An 18021-nucleotide genomic window follows, 5' to 3' on the forward strand; every position below is an offset into this window, starting at 1 on the left:
GGCCTGGATGAAGCGGCACATCAAGCCAAGGTGTCTGCCCAGATGTTGCGTGCCCAAGCCAGTGCATAGCGGCCTTCCAGCTCGTTGGCCGCGCTGGAGACGCCACCCGAACCGGGCACAGCCAGCATGGTCTTCTTGTCGGCGTCGTAGGCGTGCACGCTGGCCACATGGACTACATCTTCCGAACTGACAAAGCTGTAGCAGGTGTTGTTGTAGATCGGCATGGTGTTGACTTGCTGACCCGTCAGCAAAGCCACGACTGCGGCTGCACAGGTCTTGCCATGCTGGTTGGCCATGTGGCCCGACTTGGGCATGGCCGGTGCGATCTGGATCGCATCGCCCAGCACGTGCACGTTCTTGGCCACTTTCGATTCGAAAGTCAGGAAGTCCACATCGCACCAGCGCTTGTTGGCCGTGGCCAAACCGGCTTTGACAGCAATGTCGCCCGCACGCATGTTGGGGATCACGTTCAACACAGACGCCTTGAGGTCGTCGTTGAACTCGAACTTCAAGGTGTTGGTGGCCACGTCCACATCGGTCACGTTGTGCTTGTTGCGGTATTCCACGATGCCTTTGTAACGCTCGGCCCAAGCCTTCTTGAACAAGGGTCCTTTGGACGTCACGTCGTCGTTGGCATCCAGAATCAGCACCTTGCTCTTGGGCTTGGCCTTGCTGAAGTAATCGGCCACCTGGCAAGCACGCTCATAGGGACCGGGCGGGCAACGGTAAGGGGCCAGAGGAATCGACATGGCAAACACACCGCCATCGGGCATGGCTTCGAGTTGTTTGCGCAAGGCCACGGTCTGAGCGCCCGCCTTCCAGGCGTGCAAGACCTTGTCCTGTGCACCGGCTTGGGTCATGCCGGGCAAAGAATCCCACATGAAATCCACACCCGGAGAGACGATCAAACGGTCATACATCAGTTCAGCGCCACCGGCCAGCTTGACCACACGCTTGTCCGCGTCAATGCTGGTCACGCGGTCTTGCACCATCTGGACGCCATGGCGCTTGACCAGGTTGTCGTACGGTGTCGTGATGTCGGCCAGAGTCTTGCTGCCGCCAATCACCAAGTTGGAAATCGGGCAAGAAATGAAGCTGGGGTTGGGTTCCACCAGCGTGACTTGGATGCCGTAGTCCGACCACATGCGGATGTATTTGGCGGCTGTGGCACCGGCGTAGCCCCCGCCAATCACGACCACCTTGGGGCCTTTGCCACCCACGGTGGCGCAGCCAGACATCAAGCCCATGACCCCCAAAGCGGAGCCGGTTTGCAAAAAGTGACGACGTTGCATGACGGGACTCCTTATTTCTTCTGAGCAGCGAAATACGCCGCAATGGCCTGGATCTGGTCGTCGCTGTACCCCTTGGCCAGCTGGTGCATGATCGTGGCAGGCTTGCGACCAGCCTTGAAATCCAGCATTTTCTTGACGATGTCGTCCTTGCTCACACCCGCCAAAGACTCCATGCCCGGCTGTGCCTGACCATTGGTGCCGTGGCAATTGGCACAAGCTGCAGCCCAGCTGCGCACCTGAGCGGCACTGGGGGACTGGGCATGCGCCCAGCCTGACAAGATCAACAAACTGGCGGCGACAGTGGCCTTTGTAAATTTCATGAGAGCTCCTCAGAAAAACAAGAAATGAATCCGACGCGATCAGGGCCGCAGGTACACAAAACCTTCTTTGGCCTGCAACTTGGCCACTTCAGCCACACCCGAAGGCACCACCTTGGCCTCCATCAACACCTTGTCGGCAGAAATTTGACGTGACACCAGCGTGTTGTTACACACCCGGAACTCCACACCCTTGCTGACCAGTTCACTGACACTGCCCGCAAAGGGCTGGCCCGCCTGATTGGTCGCACCGTCCAGCAAAAAATCAATGCCCAAGCCATGCGTCACCACCACGATCTTGACCGTCGGATCGGCCGTGAGGTGGTTGCGGATATTGCCCATGGCGCGGGACGCCTGTGGAATGCCCTCACTCAAGTGATACACAACCTTGATTTGAGCCAACGTCAAGGTACAAGCCAATAGGCCTGCCATGAAAAACAAAAAACGCTTCATCCGTTGCTCCTGATGTACTGATATTAATCGCTCACTTGGCACAACTGCGCCAGTGAAAACCCGACACAAAACTGACAATCAGCTTTCAATTTCTGTTTGCTTACAAACAGCCCGGCAAATGTTGACGATGTTGTTGTTCACGATGCGGTAATAAATTTGCACGCCCTCGCGACGTTTGTCCAGCACACCAGCCAAGTAAAGCGTATTTAAATGCTGAGACATATTGGGCTGAGTGGTATCGATTTCGCTCAGCAATTCACCTACATTTTTTTCGCCGTTACACAAGCAACTGATGATGCGCAATCGCATAGGAGCAGACATCACACGGAATACTTCTGCCGCCTTTTCAATTTGCTCATCTGAAACCGCTATGGATTGAATTTCTGCAGATTTTTTGGTCGCTTTGACCATACTGGTTCCCGTTTTCGTTCAAGTAATACCGGTGCATTGTCCCCTAAATTCTCGAAGTCAAGTCACGAATCCATAATCACACCCCTGGCACACGGATTCATTCACGCGCAGCAAGCAATCTGATGAAATATTGCTTCTTCGCAAAATGAAATCAGGGTTTACCCTCTTATCCAAATTGATCCACATCAATGACCACCAAGACCAAGAACGAGAACATCAACGCTGCTCAACTTTTATCCTTGAAATGACCATGAAACGTATCTCTGTCTGGCTGCTCAGTCTCGGTTTCGCCAGTGTGGCATTCGGCCAAGCCGCCGTCATTCCCGTTGGGACTGCCTTGAACATTTTTGACAACCAAAAGGCTGTCGTGGTGAAAACTGCCAAAGGTCCAGTGGAAATCACACGCGTGATGACCGCCGCAGCCAAAAACGGCGGCACCTTGCAGCCTTTGGTTCCGGTGGCTGGTGTCCACCCCGTGGGCGAGATTGAAATTCTCGAAGCCTTGAGCGACCGCAACGCGCTGGTCGTTGACATGCGCGACACCAATGACCGCGTCAAAGGCACAATCCCTGGCTCCATCGGCATCCCCTACACAGAAGTGGCCTCGCGTCTTAGCGAATTAGGCTGTAAAAAAGCAGGCACACAGTGGAATTGCGAGGGTGCTAAAAAGATCTATGCCTTTTGCAATGGTCCTGTTTGCCCACAAAGCCCCATGGCAATCCGCGCCATGACCCGAGAAGGTTTCCCTGCAGACAAAATTTATTACTACCGCGGTGGGATGCTTGACTGGGATGCACTCGGTCTGACGATGGTCAAAGACGAATTTTGATGTCGTCAATGGACTGAAGACTTGGCCATGACGGCCTCGGCCGATCACGTTGGGAAGTGCCATTTTGTTGCAACACAGTCGATGAATGCTCGCGTAAAGCGGTATTTTTCAACAATCTGCGGTGGCGGCCTCACTTCAAAGTCGAAGCGCAAAGCTGCCAAAGGGACTTCGAGCACGATGCATGCACATCATGCCTGCATCGTCGCTACGGCCCCCTCCACAAACACCCGCGCCTTTCGCGGGTTCAGCACCAAGGTCTCGCCTTCCTTGAAGTCTTGCTGGCGATATTGCGATGCCGACAACTGCGCTTCGATGATGGCGTCCTTTCCGAAGTGGCTCTCCACCGGCTCCAACTCCAGCCTGGCCACCGGCCCGACCACAATGGCGCGGGTCAGCTTGGCCACAATGCCGGCATTCACACCGCCGGGCGTGTAGCGCGCCACGTCCAGGTCGTGCGGGCGCACATAGGCAAAGGCCTTGGCGTCCTGCACCTGGCCATGCTCGGGGCTGTCCAGGCGCACGGCGTGCTGGTCGGCACCGATCCGCATTTCGCCTTCGTGAGCGCGGCCGTGGAACAGGTTCACATCGCCCAAAAAGCCATACACAAAGGGGCTGGCGGGGTGGTCCCACACCTCTTGCGGTGAGCCGATCTGCTCGATGCGGCCCTTGTTCATCAGCACCACGCGGTCGGCCACTTCCAGGGCTTCTTCCTGGTCGTGCGTCACAAAAATGCTGGTCACGTGCAGCTCGTCGTGCAGGCGACGCAGCCAGCGGCGCAGCTCCTTGCGAACCTTGGCGTCCAGCGCGCCAAAGGGCTCATCGAGCAGCAACACCTTGGGCTCCACCGCCAAAGCGCGGGCCAGCGCGATGCGCTGGCGTTGCCCGCCCGACAACTGCGAGGGATAACGGTCGGCCAGCCAATCGAGCTGCACCAGCCCCAACAGCTCGTGCACCTTGCGTTTGATTTCCGAATCGCTGGGCCGCTCTTTACGCGGTTTGACGCGCAGGCCAAAGGCCACGTTCTCGAACACCGTCATGTGGCGGAACAGCGCATAGTGCTGGAACACAAAGCCCACCTGGCGCTCACGCACATGCACATGCGTGGTGTCTTCGCCGCTGAAGCCGATGGTGCCGCTGTCGGCAGTCTCCAGCCCGGCGATGATGCGCAGCAGCGTGGTCTTGCCGCAGCCCGACGGACCCAGCAGCGCGACGAGTTCACCCGACTCGATGTCGAGGCTGACATTGTTCAGCGCGGTGAAGTCGCCGAATTGCTTGTGGACGTTGCGAATTTCGATGCTCATGTTGCTTTTGACTTTTATTGACTAAATTCAGAGGGCCTTGTTCGCACTGGGAGCCAGCTCTGCTGGCGATGACGATGCAGATAAACCGCTGACCATCGCTTGCAGGCAAGCTCCTACAAACTCATGCGTTCATGCCAGAGACAACTCGCCAGGCCGTTCAGGCGGCGTGTCGGCAGCGGCGCGCAACTCGCGCTCATGGCGCCACTCGATGACCGACTTGATCACCAGCGTGACCAAGGCCAGCAGCGCCAACAGCGACGCCACGGCAAAAGCGGCCACCGACTGGTATTCGTTGTACAAAATTTCGACATGCAGCGGCATGGTGTTGGTCTGCCCACGGATGTGGCCCGAGACCACTGACACCGCGCCAAACTCGCCCATGGCCCGCGCGTTGCACAAGATCACGCCGTAAATCAGGCCCCACTTGATGTTGGGCAGCGTCACGTACCAAAAGGTCTGCCAGCCGCTGGCGCCCAGCACGATGGCCGCCTGCTCTTCGTCACTGCCTTGCGCCTGCATGAGCGGGATCAACTCACGGGCGATGAACGGAAACGTCACAAACACAGTGGCCAGCACGATGCCCGGAACGGCGAAGACGATCTTGATATCGTGCGCCTGCAGCCAGGGCCCGATCCAGCCCTGCGCGCCAAACATCAGCACATAGATCAAGCCCGCCACCACAGGCGAGACCGAAAACGGCAAGTCCACCAGCGTGGTCAAAAAGGCCTTGCCCTTGAACTCGAACTTGGCGATCGCCCAAGCGGCGGCCACACCAAACACCAGGTTCAGCGGCACGGCAATGGCCGCAGTGATCAATGTCAGTTTGATCGCCGACCAGGCATCGGGCTCTTGCAAGGCCTCCAAGTAAGCACCCAAGCCCTTGCGTAAGGCTTCGGTGAAAACCGCCGCCAAGGGCAGCACCAGGAACAGGAACATGAACGTCAAGGCCACGCCAATCAGCGTGTAGCGCACCCATGCGGGCTCGGTGGTGCCGGCCTGTGCGCGGCGTGTGGATGGTGTTGCGCTCATGCGGGTGCTCCTGTGCGTTTGCGCTGCCAGGCTTGCAGGGCGTTGATGATGAGCAGCAGGGCGAAGGAAAACGCCAGCATCACCAAGGCCACGGCGGTGGCCCCGGCGTAGTCGTATTGCTCCAGCTTGCTGATGATGATCAATGGCGTGATCTCCGAAATCATGGGCATGTTGCCCGCGATGAAAATCACCGAGCCATATTCACCAATCGCACGCGCAAACGCCATGGCAAAGCCGGTCAGCAAAGCAGGCGCGATCGACGGAAAAATCACCTGGGTGAAGGTCTGCAAGCGCGTGGCGCCCAGACAGGTCGCGGCTTCTTCGAGTTCTTTTTCAGCGTCTTCCAAAATCGGCTGCACTGTGCGCACCACAAAGGGCAAGCCGATGAAGATCAGCGCGAACACCACACCGTTGGGGTTGAAGGCCAGCTGAATGCCCAAAGGCTCCAGGTACTGCCCCACCCAGCCGTTGCCAGCCAGCAAGGCGGTGAGCGAAATGCCGGCCACCGCCGTGGGCAGCGCAAAAGGCAAATCCACCAGCGCATCGACAATCTTTTTGCCAAAGAAGTTGTAGCGCACCAGCACCCAGGCCACCAGCAGGCCAAACACCACATTGATCAAGGCCGCGATCAGCGACGCGCCAAAGGTCAGGCGGTACGACGCCATGACGCGAGGGCCGGTGACGGCGGCCCAAAACTGGTCCCACGTCAGGGTAAAGGTTTTGAAAACGAGCGCTGACAAAGGAATCAACACGATCAGGCTCAGATAAAAGATGGTGAAACCCAGGGTCAAATTGAACCCGGGCAACACTTTGGCTGGCACCCGCCGTTTGGCAGGCGCCGCAATGGGCAATGCGGTCATGGATGAATACTTATTGAACGGTAGAAAGCCTGTTGAACCAACTGCCATCGTTGACATGAAGCGCCGAAGTGGCTTTCAAATGTGCGTCGGTTTCTTCGCCCCCCCAAGCCAATGACTTGGTCAAGGACTGCAGCAAAGCCAAGCCCAGCGGCCACGTCCCCAAACCGGACTCCACATTGATGTGCCCTGCGTTTTGCAAACGCACCAACTCGCTGCCCCAAGAGCGGGCATACGCGCCAGCCGTGCGAATCGGGCAAAACGGGTCGTTGTTGCTGGCCACCACAATGCTGCGGTAAGGCAAGGGCTGATAAGGCACAGGCGCAAAGTCCGACAGCACGCCCCGGCGCTCAGGGTCAGCAGGCGCCACCAGCAAAGCCCCGTGAATGCGCCTGACGACCTCAGCAGGCAAATGGGTCGTGGCAATGCAGCCCAAACTGTGCGCAGCAATCACCACCGGTCCCGGTTGCGCCAGGATCGTGCCGCTGATGGACGCCACCCAGGCGCTGCGCACCGGCGTGATCCAGTCATCCTGACGTACGCGAACCGCGCCAGGCAAGGTCTCGGCCCACAGACTTTGCCAGTGACCGGGACCAGAATCGCGCCAGCCCGGCACGATGACGATGGGAAGAGTTGAAGACATGGCCGCGATTGTGTGGGCTCAAACCCCGATCGCCAACGAATCATTTCTTGTTTGTTTATTCGTTTTTCAACATAAGAACCCGCATGACCACGGGCCACCAAGGCACATCGGAAACACGCCCATCACCAACGATGCAATTTAAAAATGACAGCTTCACCGGCTTACGGGCAATTTTCGGCACATTTCCAATCTATAATTTGCGGCTTCGTGTGGGACCATAGCTCAGTTGGTAGAGCAGCGGACTTTTAATCCGTTTGTCGTGGGTTCGACCCCCGCTGGTCCCACCAAAAATCAAAAAGCCACTGTGTGCAAATGCACCCAGTGGCTTTTTTCTTGGGCTGTGGCGCTCAGCAAGCAGCTCGGCATCTGACGCATCGATCCGATTCATGGCAACCAGAGAGTTTGCGTCCTGAAAGGGACTGTTAGACTTTTCCTCTCTTCACTTGCCGACATGCGGTCATGCATGGGCCTTGCACACACGCTTGACCCCACCGGAGTCTCCATGAGCCTTGCCACCTGCATCCAGAATGCCGCCCTGCACGCCAAAGTCATGTCTGCCGCGCAAGCGGCCGAGCTGATCCCGGTCGGGGCCAATGTGGGCATGAGCGGCTTCACCGGTGCGGGCTACCCCAAAGCCGTGCCGCAAGCCCTGGCCGCACGGCTGGCTACCCTGCATGCAGCGGGACAAACCCAGGCCAGCATCAACTTGTGGACTGGCGCCTCGACCGCACCTGAGCTGGACGGCATCTTGGCCCAGGCACATGGCATCCAGATGCGCCTGCCCTACCAATCAGACCCCACTTGCCGCCAGCTGATCAATGCCGGGCAAATGCGCTACACCGACATGCACCTGTCGCATGTGGCACCCATGGCCCGTGCAGGTTTTCTGGGCCCGCTCGATGTGGCCGTGGTCGAAGTGGTCGGCATACTGCCTGATGGGCGTTTGATCCCTTCCACCTCGGTGGGCAACAACCCAACTTGGCTGGACCAGGCCCAGCGCATCATTTTGGAAGTCAACCTGCACCAGAACCCAGCGCTCGAAGGCATGCACGACATTGAGCGCGACACGACCAGACCGCCGCACCGCCAGCCCATCGCCCTGACCCACCCCAGTGACCGCATTGGCACGCCCTACCTGCACTGCGATGTGTCCAAGGTGGTTGCTGTGGTCATCACCGATCACCCGGACCGCAACTCGGCCTTTTATGCGCCCAATGAGGTGTCGGCCCAAATCGCCGGGCACCTGATTGACTTTCTGCAACACGAAGTCAAAGCCGGTCGACTGCCGCCATCGCTGCTGCCGCTGCAATCGGGGGTCGGCAACACGGCCAATGCGGTGCTGGCCGGGCTCAACGAAGGCCCATTTAAAAACCTCACGGCTTACACCGAAGTGCTGCAAGACGGCATGCTCAACATGCTGCGCTCGGGCAAGCTGGCTTTTGCATCGGCCACGGCCTTGTCGCTCAGTCCCACGGCACTGGCCGAGTTCAACGAGAACATCGACTTTTACCGCCAGCGCATCGTGCTGCGCCCCGAAGAAATCAGCAACCACCCCGAGCTGATCCGACGCCTGGGCGTGATCGCCATGAACGCCATGATCGAGGCCGACATCTACGGCAATGTCAACTCCACCCACATCATGGGCTCGGGCATCATGAACGGCATTGGCGGCTCGGGCGACTTTGCGCGCAACGCCCACCTGTCGATTTTCATGAGCCCCTCGACAGCCAAAGACGACAAGGTCTCGTGCATCGTGCCCATGGTCTCGCACCACGACCACACCGAACACGATGTGCACGTCATCGTGACCGAACAAGGCCTGGCCGACTTGCGCGGCCTGGCCCCCACGCAACGCGCCCAGCTGATCGTGGAACGCTGCGCCCACCCCAGCTTCAGGCCTCAACTGTGGGACTACATGGATCGGGCCAAGCACAGCGGCGCGGGCCTGCACACACCGCACATGCTGAATGAGGCGTTGAGCTGGCACAGCCGGTATCTGAAGACCGGGCAAATGTGAGCATTGGCGGGCAATGCAACAAACGTTCGCAGATTGATGCCCAAAGACCCCGACAGTTTGAGGTGCAGCGGTAATGCTCAGCAACTGCCAGCGCATGAAACTTCACCCTTGCACAAGAACTCAACTGCTGGTGAATTCGTCAGAATGAAAAGTACGTTGGCATGGGACGGCAATGGACGCAGTTCAACACACATCACCAGTACCCACATTCAGGAGACTTGTTGTGATGCGGGTTCAAAACGCCTGATCGACCGTGAAGATGATGCGGTGCCGTATAGGCTGAACCTGAGCCAGCAACTGGATGGCCTTTGAGGCGTTTGAGGCGTTTGATGCCTTGAGGCCTTGAGGCCTTGAGGCCTTGAGGAGCATTCCGGACTTCGGCGTAGCGCACAACTTACCTGCGGAGATAGCCGCAGGTCGATGATCAATTGCTGGCGGCAAGCTCTGCGGCCACCTCTGGGTTCATGACGACAAAGCGGCTTCAAGCTGCGCCTTGTTCATCTTCGATCGCCCCTTGAGGCCACGCTGGCGGGCCTCGTTGCGAAGCTGAAGCAATGTTCGCCCACCCGGGCCTTTGTGGGAACGCATGCCACCACGTTGTCCTGAGGACATGTCGTTGAGAGAAGACGCGCTGGCAGTCTCGGATTCACCGTGTCGAGCACGTTCCTTGTTGACAACCCGCGCTGCAATCTCTTCGGCCAGCGGCTCAGGCTTGCCAGACTCAAGAAGGCTGTCCTTGATGTGTTCGTATTGACGTTCGCGTTTGGCGCTCCAGGCTTTTTTGGGCATGACAACTCCTTCGGTGTTGGCTTGGTTGTGAAAAGCAAATGAATACATCCGGATGGGCTGAGGCACAGGCATGCGCTGCAAACAACTGCCTCTGCGCATGATGACTTGGAGATCACCTCGGCACAGTCGTCATCTGAATCGGAACCTGAACAAGGTACTCACCAGCTCGGGCATCTCGTCGATTCTGTAAAAGCGCATGCACTGGCAGGTGCAAAAGCTTTCGTTCTCCGGGTCCCAATTTCAGAATGACTTGCAAAGCTTGACCCCCATTAGAGCCATCACCCCAAAATTGAACCAATTGGGCATCCAGAAAAAAATCCACATACAAAGCATCATGACCCGACTGAAGAAGGGCCGTGTGTGATCCGTTTCGCGAAAAGGCAACAGAAATATCCACCGTACGGACTTCTTGCGACAGGTTTTGACATGTCACGGTCACCTCGCCTTCACCTTGCACCAAGAGTGGTCTGTATCGGGCCAGTGTTCCAAAGTTCAGGCGTGTGGATTGCAGGTTGCATTCCACTGACGCCAGGTCATCGGTGCCCGCGTGAACCCCATCAGGGCATGCCAACAAAATGCCTACAAACAAGGCAAGAGCAAGCCCCATAGGGCGCGCATTTTTTGGCACGCCCATTGGCTTGTGCGCACAGTCCATCAGGTCAACCATGTTCATGGCATTTCTCGCAGGTCGCAGACGAAAGGCCCAAGGCGTGGTTGCGGATCGGTGGTGAGAGGGCTATCAATGGATACACGGCACATTTTTTGTTTCACGCGCACCTCCACCTCGGTTTTTGCAGGCAAGTTTTGCAGGTAGGCCTCACCGCGCAGACCGACTGATGCCGTCTCGCCACTGGAAAGGACATGGACTCTGGCGCCCACGGGCAAAGGTTGACCGTCTGGCGACGTCAACACCAGCACCGCAGGTCGTTCACGCACAATCGAAAAATCCACCAACACACCGCCGCGTCCTCTTGGAATGGCCGTGACCTCGTTGCTGGCGACGCGGTATTGCAGCGGGACTTCTTCAGGCTTGATGGTCAGCAAATTTTTTTGGTACGGGTTCAGCGTCGTGACCAAAGCCATGCCCTGCGAGTCACTGACGGCCACAGGCAAGTTCCATCTGTAGATGGGTATATCGGGGGCATCGCCAGTGGACACCAATGCAAAGCCGCCGTGAATGGGTGGGCCATAAAACCGATGCCCTGCAAGCAGTCCCAAGCTGCCTGCAGTGCGAGCGCGCCAGGATGCGCCTTTCGGGGCACTCACCCAGTCCAAGCCGTGTTCACCCCAATCCGAACGCATGTCCATGCCTGCAAAAAATCGGCTTCGTTCAGCTGTGGCCTCAGCATCATTCACTTCCATGCCCCCGCGCCAGGCCACGCCTTTGTCTGTCACCGGGGTCGTGGCGTAATCGATACGGGCCGACGTTCCACTCCTGTGCTTTTGCACACTGGTGCTCAAGAACGCTCCTCGCTCCAGAGGAATATTCACCATGATCTGAAGTTGCGTGCCATCGGGGCTACGCACAGCGCTGAGCGAGACGTTCGTCACGCCAAAACTTTTGGTCCACCCCGCACTGCTGATGGAACGCGACTTGCCTGACCAGTCTGAGAGACGGCCCCAGCTGAGGCTGACGCTGCCCAGCTCTGAGCCCAAGGCATGCGCTGCGAAAAAACGCATGTCGTCTCTTGGTCGCTGACGGGCATTCCAAGCATCACCCAGCAGTTCAAAAGCAGAAGATGCATGGCTGTAGCTGGCGCCCATGCTTGCCCGGCTGTCTTGCCATTGAACCGATGCACCCAGCTTTTTCCCCGCACCTGATGGGGAGTGACTGAAGGCAACATTGACATTCCCGATGGCCTGACCAAACAGGGCCATGGTCGCACCTGCACCGGCGCTGCGTTGGTGCGTACTGAGCGCAGCACCCGCATCGAGTGTCACCCTGCGCGTGAGCCCCCAACGGTGCGAACTGGCCAGAAATGGGGTTTCATATCGGTCAAGATCAGGTCGCAACAAACCTGCGGTGTAACTGAAGCCGTGCAGGCCTTGACGGTACAGGCTTGGCGTTTGCAAATATGGCACAACGACGACGCGTTCGTTGTTCAGCGCATCACGGATGAGGACTTTGACCGCGCCATTGACTCCCACGGTGGGCAAGCCACTGATTTCAAAGGGACCCGGTGCCACCGTGATGGGAGAGCCCACACGACGGTCGTTGAGAAAAAACTCCAACGTACTGGGCAAACGGGCAGCGTCAAATAGCTTAGGCGTTTCCAGCGTGGAGAAGGATGGATTCAGTCCGAAATTGCTTTGCCAAGAGACACCGCCATAACGCACGCTGGGCACACCGGTGCCCGCCTGCAGCACATCGTCGCCCACAGTCAGCGTGGTCAGATGCTCCGGGTCATCACGCCAAAATGTGGTGCCCAAGCGCATGAACTTTTTCTCCTTCGCAGGATTCAAAGTGGCCTGACGTGACTCAACGGACTTCATGGCAGTCGTCAACTGCAGCAAACCTGCAGAACCGAACAATGACAGCACTTGGGTACTGTTCATTGCAACAGATGCTTTACCACTGCGACTGGCTTGCAAGCTGTAGTTCAGCAGCGCGCCCAACGGTGCGGGCAGGGGCGTTCCCACTTGCGGTGCATTCAGGATCATGCGGGTGGGCGCATACCAATGGGGTTCTACATCCAGAGTGACCAGAAGGCGTTTGGTGTCGACCTTCACGACCATGCCTTCATTTCCATACAGGGGAACCAGCGACATGCCATCTTGAATGACGGGGGGGATAGTCTTTGAAAATCCCAGTGTCAAAAAGTCTTGATAGGCCATGAGAGGGCGAATTTGCGCATCGAAAACAAGCAGTGCAAAACCTGCTTGCGTGACACCATTGACCACCACACCGTAAAAACCACTGCTCATGTTGGCCGCACTCGCTGCGCCCAACATCACAATAGAAACAAACACGAGAAAGTGCGGCCCTACGCCCTTGCATGCTTTAGCGCAAATGGGGGCGCATTTCAGCATGAGGAACGACCTCGACAGTCTGAGCATCATTTTGTCGAACCACGATCCGCCACGAAAGATGCAACCTGTCATGCGCAACTGGAAAGCGCCATTCATGCCATGCATGGGCCAACACGGTGGTTCGTCTTTTGCTGGCCATCTCTGCTGGGACATCAAGTCCAGATTGCTGAGTCAGACCCACCATGTTCAGTACCGTGTGAGTGGATGAAGGGTTGTCCGCGCGCACAACCAACGCGCCACCTTCCTCGCGTATTTGCCACACCAAGGAGAGTGGACCTGTGCGATTCGAAGACGCCACAAAAACAGGAATCGCGTATTGCATGGCAAATTCAACAACGCCGCGCTCAGCTGAGTTCTCACCGGGGCGGGGCACCTCGGCCAGAAACAATCGATAAGACTGCTCAACGGGCAAGCGCTGAGGGTTGCGAAACCCCACGCGAATAATCTGCGACTCAGCAGCGGCCAAGGTGAACATGGGCGGGCTAGCAATAAAGTCTTGCGCGGCCTCATACCGGTCAACCCCGTCGACTTGAAGCCAGCGAAAGACACTGATTTGGTACAACACCTCGCGCTGTCGCTCGTTGCGCACCGTGATGATTGCGCGACCATCGGGCGGCACATTGACAATCACGGGTGAGATCGTGATGGCAGCCTGCGCAGGCGTGCTAACTCCGACAAGCAAGCACATAACCAGCAAGCTCAGTTGTCGGGAAAATTTCCATATTTGGAAAGTTTGGCGTCTCCGAAAATTTATAAAACCGACATCAGAACGCGATGGTGACGACGACTTGGTCACTGTAATTTCCTGCGCGACTTTTCTTGGTCTCGGCACCAATGACACGACCATAAATGTTCACGTATTGTTCCTCGCCAGTACCCATGCCATTTTTCAAAAGATTTTCATTACCCGCGCTTGTTGCACTGGCCCCGATCTCCACATTGCCATCTTGGTAAAGCATGTAAGGTAAGAGATTGTTACCGGAAGCCATTTGCCGACGGAACTGGTCGCCTGTGCCGCCTGTTGTCGTGGATTGACCGCCATTACTCAAATCAAGCGTGAAAGCTGTACCTGATGTACAAGTCGACGCCAGCACAGCCGCGGCATTCTTGTCGACTCCTGGCTCGACATTGTCGAATTTCAACGCCATGACCGACAACTTACAACTGGCCACAATGATGGCGCTCACGTCCATTGTTGCTGTTTGCGTCGCTGCATGGCTACCCATGGCACAGCCCACACCCAACAACAGGAGCATATATCGGACGAACCTCTGAATGCAGTTCATACCTAATTTTCCTTTCAATGATCTATTGTCATCAGCAGGCAATGTTTACTGCTGAGTTAATTTTTTATGTTACGTTCAACTCCTGACCATGAATGTGCGCAAACTCACCCAAACCCTGATCAGCAAGGCGGGAGTCAACAAGGTGAACAATGGAATTCTTCAAGAGATAAACAACCAACAAATTTCTTTGACCGCTCCTCAGCTCAATGCTGCAAGGCCCGCAGCACATCGGGCACGATGCTGTGTTCATGGACACCGATGAACATGGCCCCGATCGGGTCGCCAAAAGTGTCCAGCGTCGCAGGTCCCTGCAAGCGCAAATCGGGCTGGGCCTGACCGTCTGCATTCAGGACGCCACACTGCGCAGCCACTGCCAGGCCCAGGTGGCAGTGGTGGGCACGAGCAGCGGGAGTTGCAGCCGGGATCCACCGCAATCGACGTGACGATGCCCACGCATCCAGACCTGCAGCGTGAGTCCGGTGAGGCGTTTGCCATGTCGCACAAAAATCTCGACACCGCGTTCATCCTGCAGATCGCAAATTCATCGGGCCACCGGGCTAGCACGCGAACAGCATGTGAGCCACTTCGATCAGGTTGAAGCCGCAGCGCACGGCTTCGCACGACCATTTGAGTTGGTGAAATTTCAAGGCTCAAACCGGAGATTTTTGCGGAGGGACAGCCGCTTTACAGTTTCGCAATCGACACTTCGGTCGACTTGACCAGGGCGACCACTTCGGAGCCCACCTTGAGCGCCAAGTCGTCCACCGAGCGGGTGGTGATGACCGAGGTCACGATGCCCCAGGGGGTCTCGACGTCGATCTCGGAGACGACATCGCCACGGATGATCTCTTTGATCTTTCCTTTGAATTGGTTGCGAACGTTGATGGCTTGAATGGACATGGTTTTCTCCTTGAAAAGTCCGTTTGAAAAAAGAGGTTCAGATGGCCCAGCGCAGGCCGCAGGCGGGGGTGGTGATCCACGCCGTGTCGACGCTGGGCTCGGGGTCTTCGCGTTGCAGCACGCGGTCGAGGATGCGTTTTTCAGTCGCCGCAAAGCGGGCATCGCCACGCGAACGTGGGCGCGGCAGGTCAATGCGTTCATCGAGCGCAATCGCGCCGTCTTCGATCAGGATCACGCGGTCGGCCAGGGCCACGGCTTCTTGCACGTCATGAGTGACCAACAGAGCGGTAAAGCCGTTGGCCTTCCAAAGGTTTTCGATCAGCTCGTGCATCTCGATGCGGGTGAGTGCATCGAGCGCGCCCAGCGGTTCGTCGAGCAGCAGGTCGCCTTGTGTGGCGGGCTCCAGCCCCGCCACCAGGCGCAGCAAGGTGCTCTTGCCGCAGCCGCTGCGGCCCACGATGGCGACAAACTCGCCAGGTTCGATCACCAGCTCAGTGCCTTGCAGCACGCGGCGCTGTCCATAGATTTTGCCCAAGGCAAGGGCCTGCACGCGCACGACTCCCTGCCCTATGGATGTATTGTGTTCCGTCATGTCGTTTTCTCGTTCTGAGGTTTTCACCGGTCGCAAGACAACGACTTTTATTGCGCTTTGATATACAAAAAACGATGAAGGATGTGCCGCGCCAAAAAAAGTAAATATGTTTGTGCGCATTTTTTCGTGGACCACCGAGGATTGGAGTGATCCAATTCATGCATGACCACACACAAAACATCCAACACCAACCCATCAGATTTTGACCACAGTGCACACGCGACAAACGAATTTTTTATTGCATTCGCCATCGCCATGATCATCGTGGCCGCCATCTCTCTGACGGTCGCACTGTTCACGCCTTCAACGGCTAGGTTTCATGCCACTTCGGCATCAGCAGCCACCTTCACTGCAGGCCTTTGCTGATAGCGCAAGTAATACGCATCCAGCGTTTCGTCTTTGAAAGGCTTGCCCGGCGCACGTGCAAGCCAACCCAAAAACACCCCGAGATAAGCATCTGCAATGGTAAAGCGCTCGCCCACCAGCCAGGTGCGCGTTTGCAAATGCGCCGCGATGGGTGCAAGCGCTGCGCGCAAGAGCGCGATGCCACTGGCACGCACCTGATCATGTTGTGCCGCATCTGCGTGGTAGCGCCCTGGCCGGTTGATCGGCCGGAACGATCCGGTGTGCACCTCGCTGCTGAGGTATCCCAACCAAGACTGGATTTGGGCACGCTCCACACTGCCAGCAGGCGCAAACAAGCTGGTGCCGGGCACCAGGTCAGCCAGAAAAGGCAAGATGACCGTGTTCTCGGCGATCACCGTGCCATCGTCCAGCTGCAAGGCGGGCACGCGCCCAAACGGGCTGACCTGCTTGTGCAGGCCTTGCGGGTCGGTGAGCGACACCGTCACCACCTCGACAGGCAAGTCCAATTCTTGAACCACAACATGGCTGGCAAAGCTGCAAGCCCCGGGTGCGATGTACAGTTTCATGAGCGTCCTCAAATCTTGTCGCGCGTGGCGCGCTCGGGTTGGTAGCGGTCGGCCTGGATGTCAGGCGTCACACCGTGGGTGAACACCTCGTCGGTGATCGGGATGAACTGGGCGTTCCAGTCTTCCCACTTCTGGCGCAGGCGGGCAAAGACTTCGGGCAGCTTGTCTTTGAGGTTGGCCCGCTCCAGCGTGTCAGTGACCACATCAAACAAAAACTCATGCTCATTGATCTTGAGGTACTTGTAGGGCCCCTCGCGCACCGCCCGCTGGGCCTGCGCCTTGTAGCGCCAGAACAGGCTGCGCTCGCGCACCGGGGCCTGGCCCTGCAACACGGGCAAGATGTTCTCGCCGTCGGGCGCGTAGTCGGGGTGGGGCTGAATGCCCGCCGCAGCCAGCAAAGTGGGCAGCCAGTCCATGCTGATGCTCACTTGCTCACTCACCTGTGGCCGCACGCCTGCAGGCCAGCGCAACAGCGTGGGCACGCGCAAGCCGCCTTCGAGCAGCTCGGTCTTTTGCCCGGTGAAGGGCCAGGTCTTGGCAAAGCGCTCACCGCCGTTATCGCTGCTGAACACCACGATGGTGTTCTCATCTAAGCCCTGCGACTTGAGCTGACCCAGCACCTGCCCCACTGCCTTGTCCAGCGAGCGCACCATGCGCGCATAGGTCGCGAGGTTGCCGCCGTCGTAATGGAACAGGTCTTTCAGATTGCGCGAGACCTCTTCGTCATCCGGACCCACCCAGGGCCAGTGCGGTGCGGTGAAGTGCAGCGACAAAAAGAAGGGCTTGTCGCTCGATTGCTCACCGATCCAGCCACTGGCCTCGTCGGCCAGCAGTTGGGTGTAATAGCCCACCCTTTCCACCGGCACTTCGCCTTCGTACAGGTCACGCGGCACCGCCTCGCCCACGCCTGGCTTGTGCGTGAAGTAATCGATGGCACCGCCATAGTTGCCAAAGAAACGCTGGTAACCACTCTTGAGCGGCCCGAAGCTGGGCAAGCTGCCCAAGTGCCACTTGCCGATCAGCGCGGTGTTGTAGCCCGCATCGCGCAGCAGCGACGGCAGCGTGGGGTGCTCTGGCGGCAAGCCGTAGCGCTGCGCTTGCCGCACCAAAGGCTCCTCCAGCCCACCGCGAAAGTGGTACTGGTAACGCCCGGTGATCAGCGCAAAGCGCGTGGCCGAGCACACCGCCGAGTTGGCATAGGCCTGCGTGAAGCGCACGCCCTCGGTGGCCATCTGGTCCAGGTGGGGCGTGGTGAAGGCGGTCTGGCCATACACGCTCAAATCGGCCCAGCCCAAGTCATCGGCCAGAATGAAAACGATATTGGGTTGCTTGGCAGTCATGAC

At 57.8% G+C, this 18021-nt stretch carries 21 protein-coding genes and 1 tRNA gene; 4 read left to right on the forward strand and 18 right to left on the reverse strand.

Annotation, left to right across the window (positions count from 1 at the left end):
* Positions 1–20: 20 nt before the first annotated feature.
* The 4 genes from B9Z51_RS10470 to B9Z51_RS10485 form a co-directional block, all read right to left on the reverse strand.
* Positions 21–1292: an NAD(P)/FAD-dependent oxidoreductase gene (locus B9Z51_RS10470; protein WP_108374304.1), complete on the reverse strand. Its 1272-nt coding sequence runs from the start codon at positions 1290–1292 to the stop codon at positions 21–23.
* Positions 1293–1303: 11 nt separating this feature from the next.
* Positions 1304–1612, reverse strand: coding sequence for a c-type cytochrome (locus tag B9Z51_RS10475; RefSeq protein WP_108374306.1), 309 nt, complete (start codon positions 1610–1612; stop codon positions 1304–1306).
* Positions 1613–1651: 39 nt separating this feature from the next.
* Positions 1652–2062 (reverse strand): DsrE family protein, encoded by a 411-nt coding sequence (locus B9Z51_RS10480; protein WP_108374308.1) that lies wholly within the window; start codon positions 2060–2062, stop codon positions 1652–1654.
* 78 nt (positions 2063–2140) lie between these two features.
* Complete coding sequence (locus B9Z51_RS10485; RefSeq protein WP_108374310.1) at positions 2141–2473, reverse strand: helix-turn-helix transcriptional regulator; 333 nt, start codon at positions 2471–2473, stop codon at positions 2141–2143.
* A gap of 175 nt (positions 2474–2648) precedes the next feature.
* On the opposite strand from B9Z51_RS10485, the gene B9Z51_RS10490 reads away from it, so the two are divergent.
* Positions 2649–3302 carry a rhodanese-like domain-containing protein gene (locus B9Z51_RS10490; RefSeq protein WP_233254913.1) on the forward strand — a complete coding sequence of 218 codons (654 nt, stop codon included), beginning with the start codon at positions 2649–2651 and terminating at the stop codon, positions 3300–3302.
* A gap of 188 nt (positions 3303–3490) precedes the next feature.
* On the opposite strand, the gene B9Z51_RS10495 is transcribed toward B9Z51_RS10490, so the two are convergent.
* The 4 genes from B9Z51_RS10495 to B9Z51_RS10510 all read right to left on the reverse strand — a co-directional run bounded on the left by B9Z51_RS10495 (position 3491) and on the right by B9Z51_RS10510 (position 7132).
* Entirely contained in the window at positions 3491–4603 is a 1113-nt protein-coding gene (locus tag B9Z51_RS10495; protein ID WP_108374312.1) for a sulfate/molybdate ABC transporter ATP-binding protein, read from the reverse strand.
* A gap of 129 nt (positions 4604–4732) precedes the next feature.
* Positions 4733–5632, reverse strand: coding sequence for a sulfate ABC transporter permease subunit CysW (gene cysW / locus B9Z51_RS10500; protein WP_108374314.1), 900 nt, complete (start codon positions 5630–5632; stop codon positions 4733–4735).
* Positions 5629–6492 carry a sulfate ABC transporter permease subunit CysT gene (gene cysT, locus B9Z51_RS10505; RefSeq protein WP_108374316.1) on the reverse strand — a complete coding sequence of 288 codons (864 nt, stop codon included), beginning with the start codon at positions 6490–6492 and terminating at the stop codon, positions 5629–5631. Before cysT ends, cysW begins: the two co-directional genes overlap by 4 nt.
* A gap of 10 nt (positions 6493–6502) precedes the next feature.
* Complete coding sequence (locus B9Z51_RS10510; protein ID WP_108374318.1) at positions 6503–7132, reverse strand: alpha/beta hydrolase; 630 nt, start codon at positions 7130–7132, stop codon at positions 6503–6505.
* A 211-nt stretch (positions 7133–7343) separates the two neighbouring features.
* Between B9Z51_RS10510 and B9Z51_RS10515 the strand changes: the two genes are divergently transcribed.
* The 3 genes from B9Z51_RS10515 to B9Z51_RS18255 all read left to right on the forward strand — a co-directional run bounded on the left by B9Z51_RS10515 (position 7344) and on the right by B9Z51_RS18255 (position 9461).
* Positions 7344–7419, forward strand: a tRNA-Lys gene (locus tag B9Z51_RS10515).
* 215 nt (positions 7420–7634) lie between these two features.
* Entirely contained in the window at positions 7635–9149 is a 1515-nt protein-coding gene (locus B9Z51_RS10520) for an acetyl-CoA hydrolase/transferase family protein (RefSeq protein WP_108374321.1), read from the forward strand.
* 36 nt (positions 9150–9185) lie between these two features.
* Positions 9186–9461: a hypothetical protein gene (locus B9Z51_RS18255; RefSeq protein WP_146187741.1), complete on the forward strand. Its 276-nt coding sequence runs from the start codon at positions 9186–9188 to the stop codon at positions 9459–9461.
* A 150-nt stretch (positions 9462–9611) separates the two neighbouring features.
* On the opposite strand, the gene B9Z51_RS10525 is transcribed toward B9Z51_RS18255, so the two are convergent.
* The 10 genes from B9Z51_RS10525 to B9Z51_RS10575 all read right to left on the reverse strand — a co-directional run bounded on the left by B9Z51_RS10525 (position 9612) and on the right by B9Z51_RS10575 (position 18018).
* The gene (locus B9Z51_RS10525; RefSeq protein WP_108374963.1) at positions 9612–9938 is read right to left on the reverse strand and encodes a plasmid stabilization protein; all 327 of its coding nucleotides are present in this window, start codon (positions 9936–9938) and stop codon (positions 9612–9614) included.
* 112 nt (positions 9939–10050) lie between these two features.
* Positions 10051–10611: a spore coat protein U domain-containing protein gene (locus B9Z51_RS10530; protein WP_108374323.1), complete on the reverse strand. Its 561-nt coding sequence runs from the start codon at positions 10609–10611 to the stop codon at positions 10051–10053.
* A complete protein-coding gene (locus tag B9Z51_RS10535; protein WP_158272867.1) occupies positions 10608–12908 on the reverse strand; it encodes a fimbria/pilus outer membrane usher protein in 2301 nt (766 codons plus the stop codon). The genes B9Z51_RS10530 and B9Z51_RS10535 overlap by 4 nt, the downstream gene beginning before the upstream one ends.
* A 31-nt stretch (positions 12909–12939) precedes the next feature.
* Positions 12940–13599, reverse strand: a complete 660-nt coding sequence (locus tag B9Z51_RS10540; protein ID WP_233254914.1) for a molecular chaperone — start codon at positions 13597–13599, stop codon at positions 12940–12942.
* Positions 13600–13732: 133 nt separating this feature from the next.
* Positions 13733–14254 carry a spore coat U domain-containing protein gene (locus B9Z51_RS10545; RefSeq protein WP_108374329.1) on the reverse strand — a complete coding sequence of 174 codons (522 nt, stop codon included), beginning with the start codon at positions 14252–14254 and terminating at the stop codon, positions 13733–13735.
* 203 nt (positions 14255–14457) lie between these two features.
* Positions 14458–14625, reverse strand: coding sequence for a hypothetical protein (locus B9Z51_RS18420; protein WP_158272869.1), 168 nt, complete (start codon positions 14623–14625; stop codon positions 14458–14460).
* 313 nt (positions 14626–14938) lie between these two features.
* A complete protein-coding gene (locus B9Z51_RS10555; protein ID WP_108322464.1) occupies positions 14939–15154 on the reverse strand; it encodes a molybdopterin-binding protein in 216 nt (71 codons plus the stop codon).
* A gap of 37 nt (positions 15155–15191) precedes the next feature.
* A complete protein-coding gene (locus B9Z51_RS10560; RefSeq protein ID WP_108374965.1) occupies positions 15192–15746 on the reverse strand; it encodes an ATP-binding cassette domain-containing protein in 555 nt (184 codons plus the stop codon).
* A gap of 317 nt (positions 15747–16063) precedes the next feature.
* Complete coding sequence (locus tag B9Z51_RS10570) at positions 16064–16678, reverse strand: glutathione S-transferase C-terminal domain-containing protein (RefSeq protein ID WP_108374335.1); 615 nt, start codon at positions 16676–16678, stop codon at positions 16064–16066.
* A gap of 8 nt (positions 16679–16686) precedes the next feature.
* On the reverse strand, positions 16687–18018 hold the full coding sequence (locus B9Z51_RS10575; RefSeq protein ID WP_108374337.1) for a sulfatase: 1332 nt from the start codon (positions 18016–18018) through the stop codon (positions 16687–16689).
* Positions 18019–18021 lie beyond the last annotated feature (3 nt).

The sequence above is a fragment of the Limnohabitans sp. T6-5 genome, from assembly GCF_003063315.1.
Lineage (GTDB): Bacteria > Pseudomonadota > Gammaproteobacteria > Burkholderiales > Burkholderiaceae_C > Limnohabitans_A.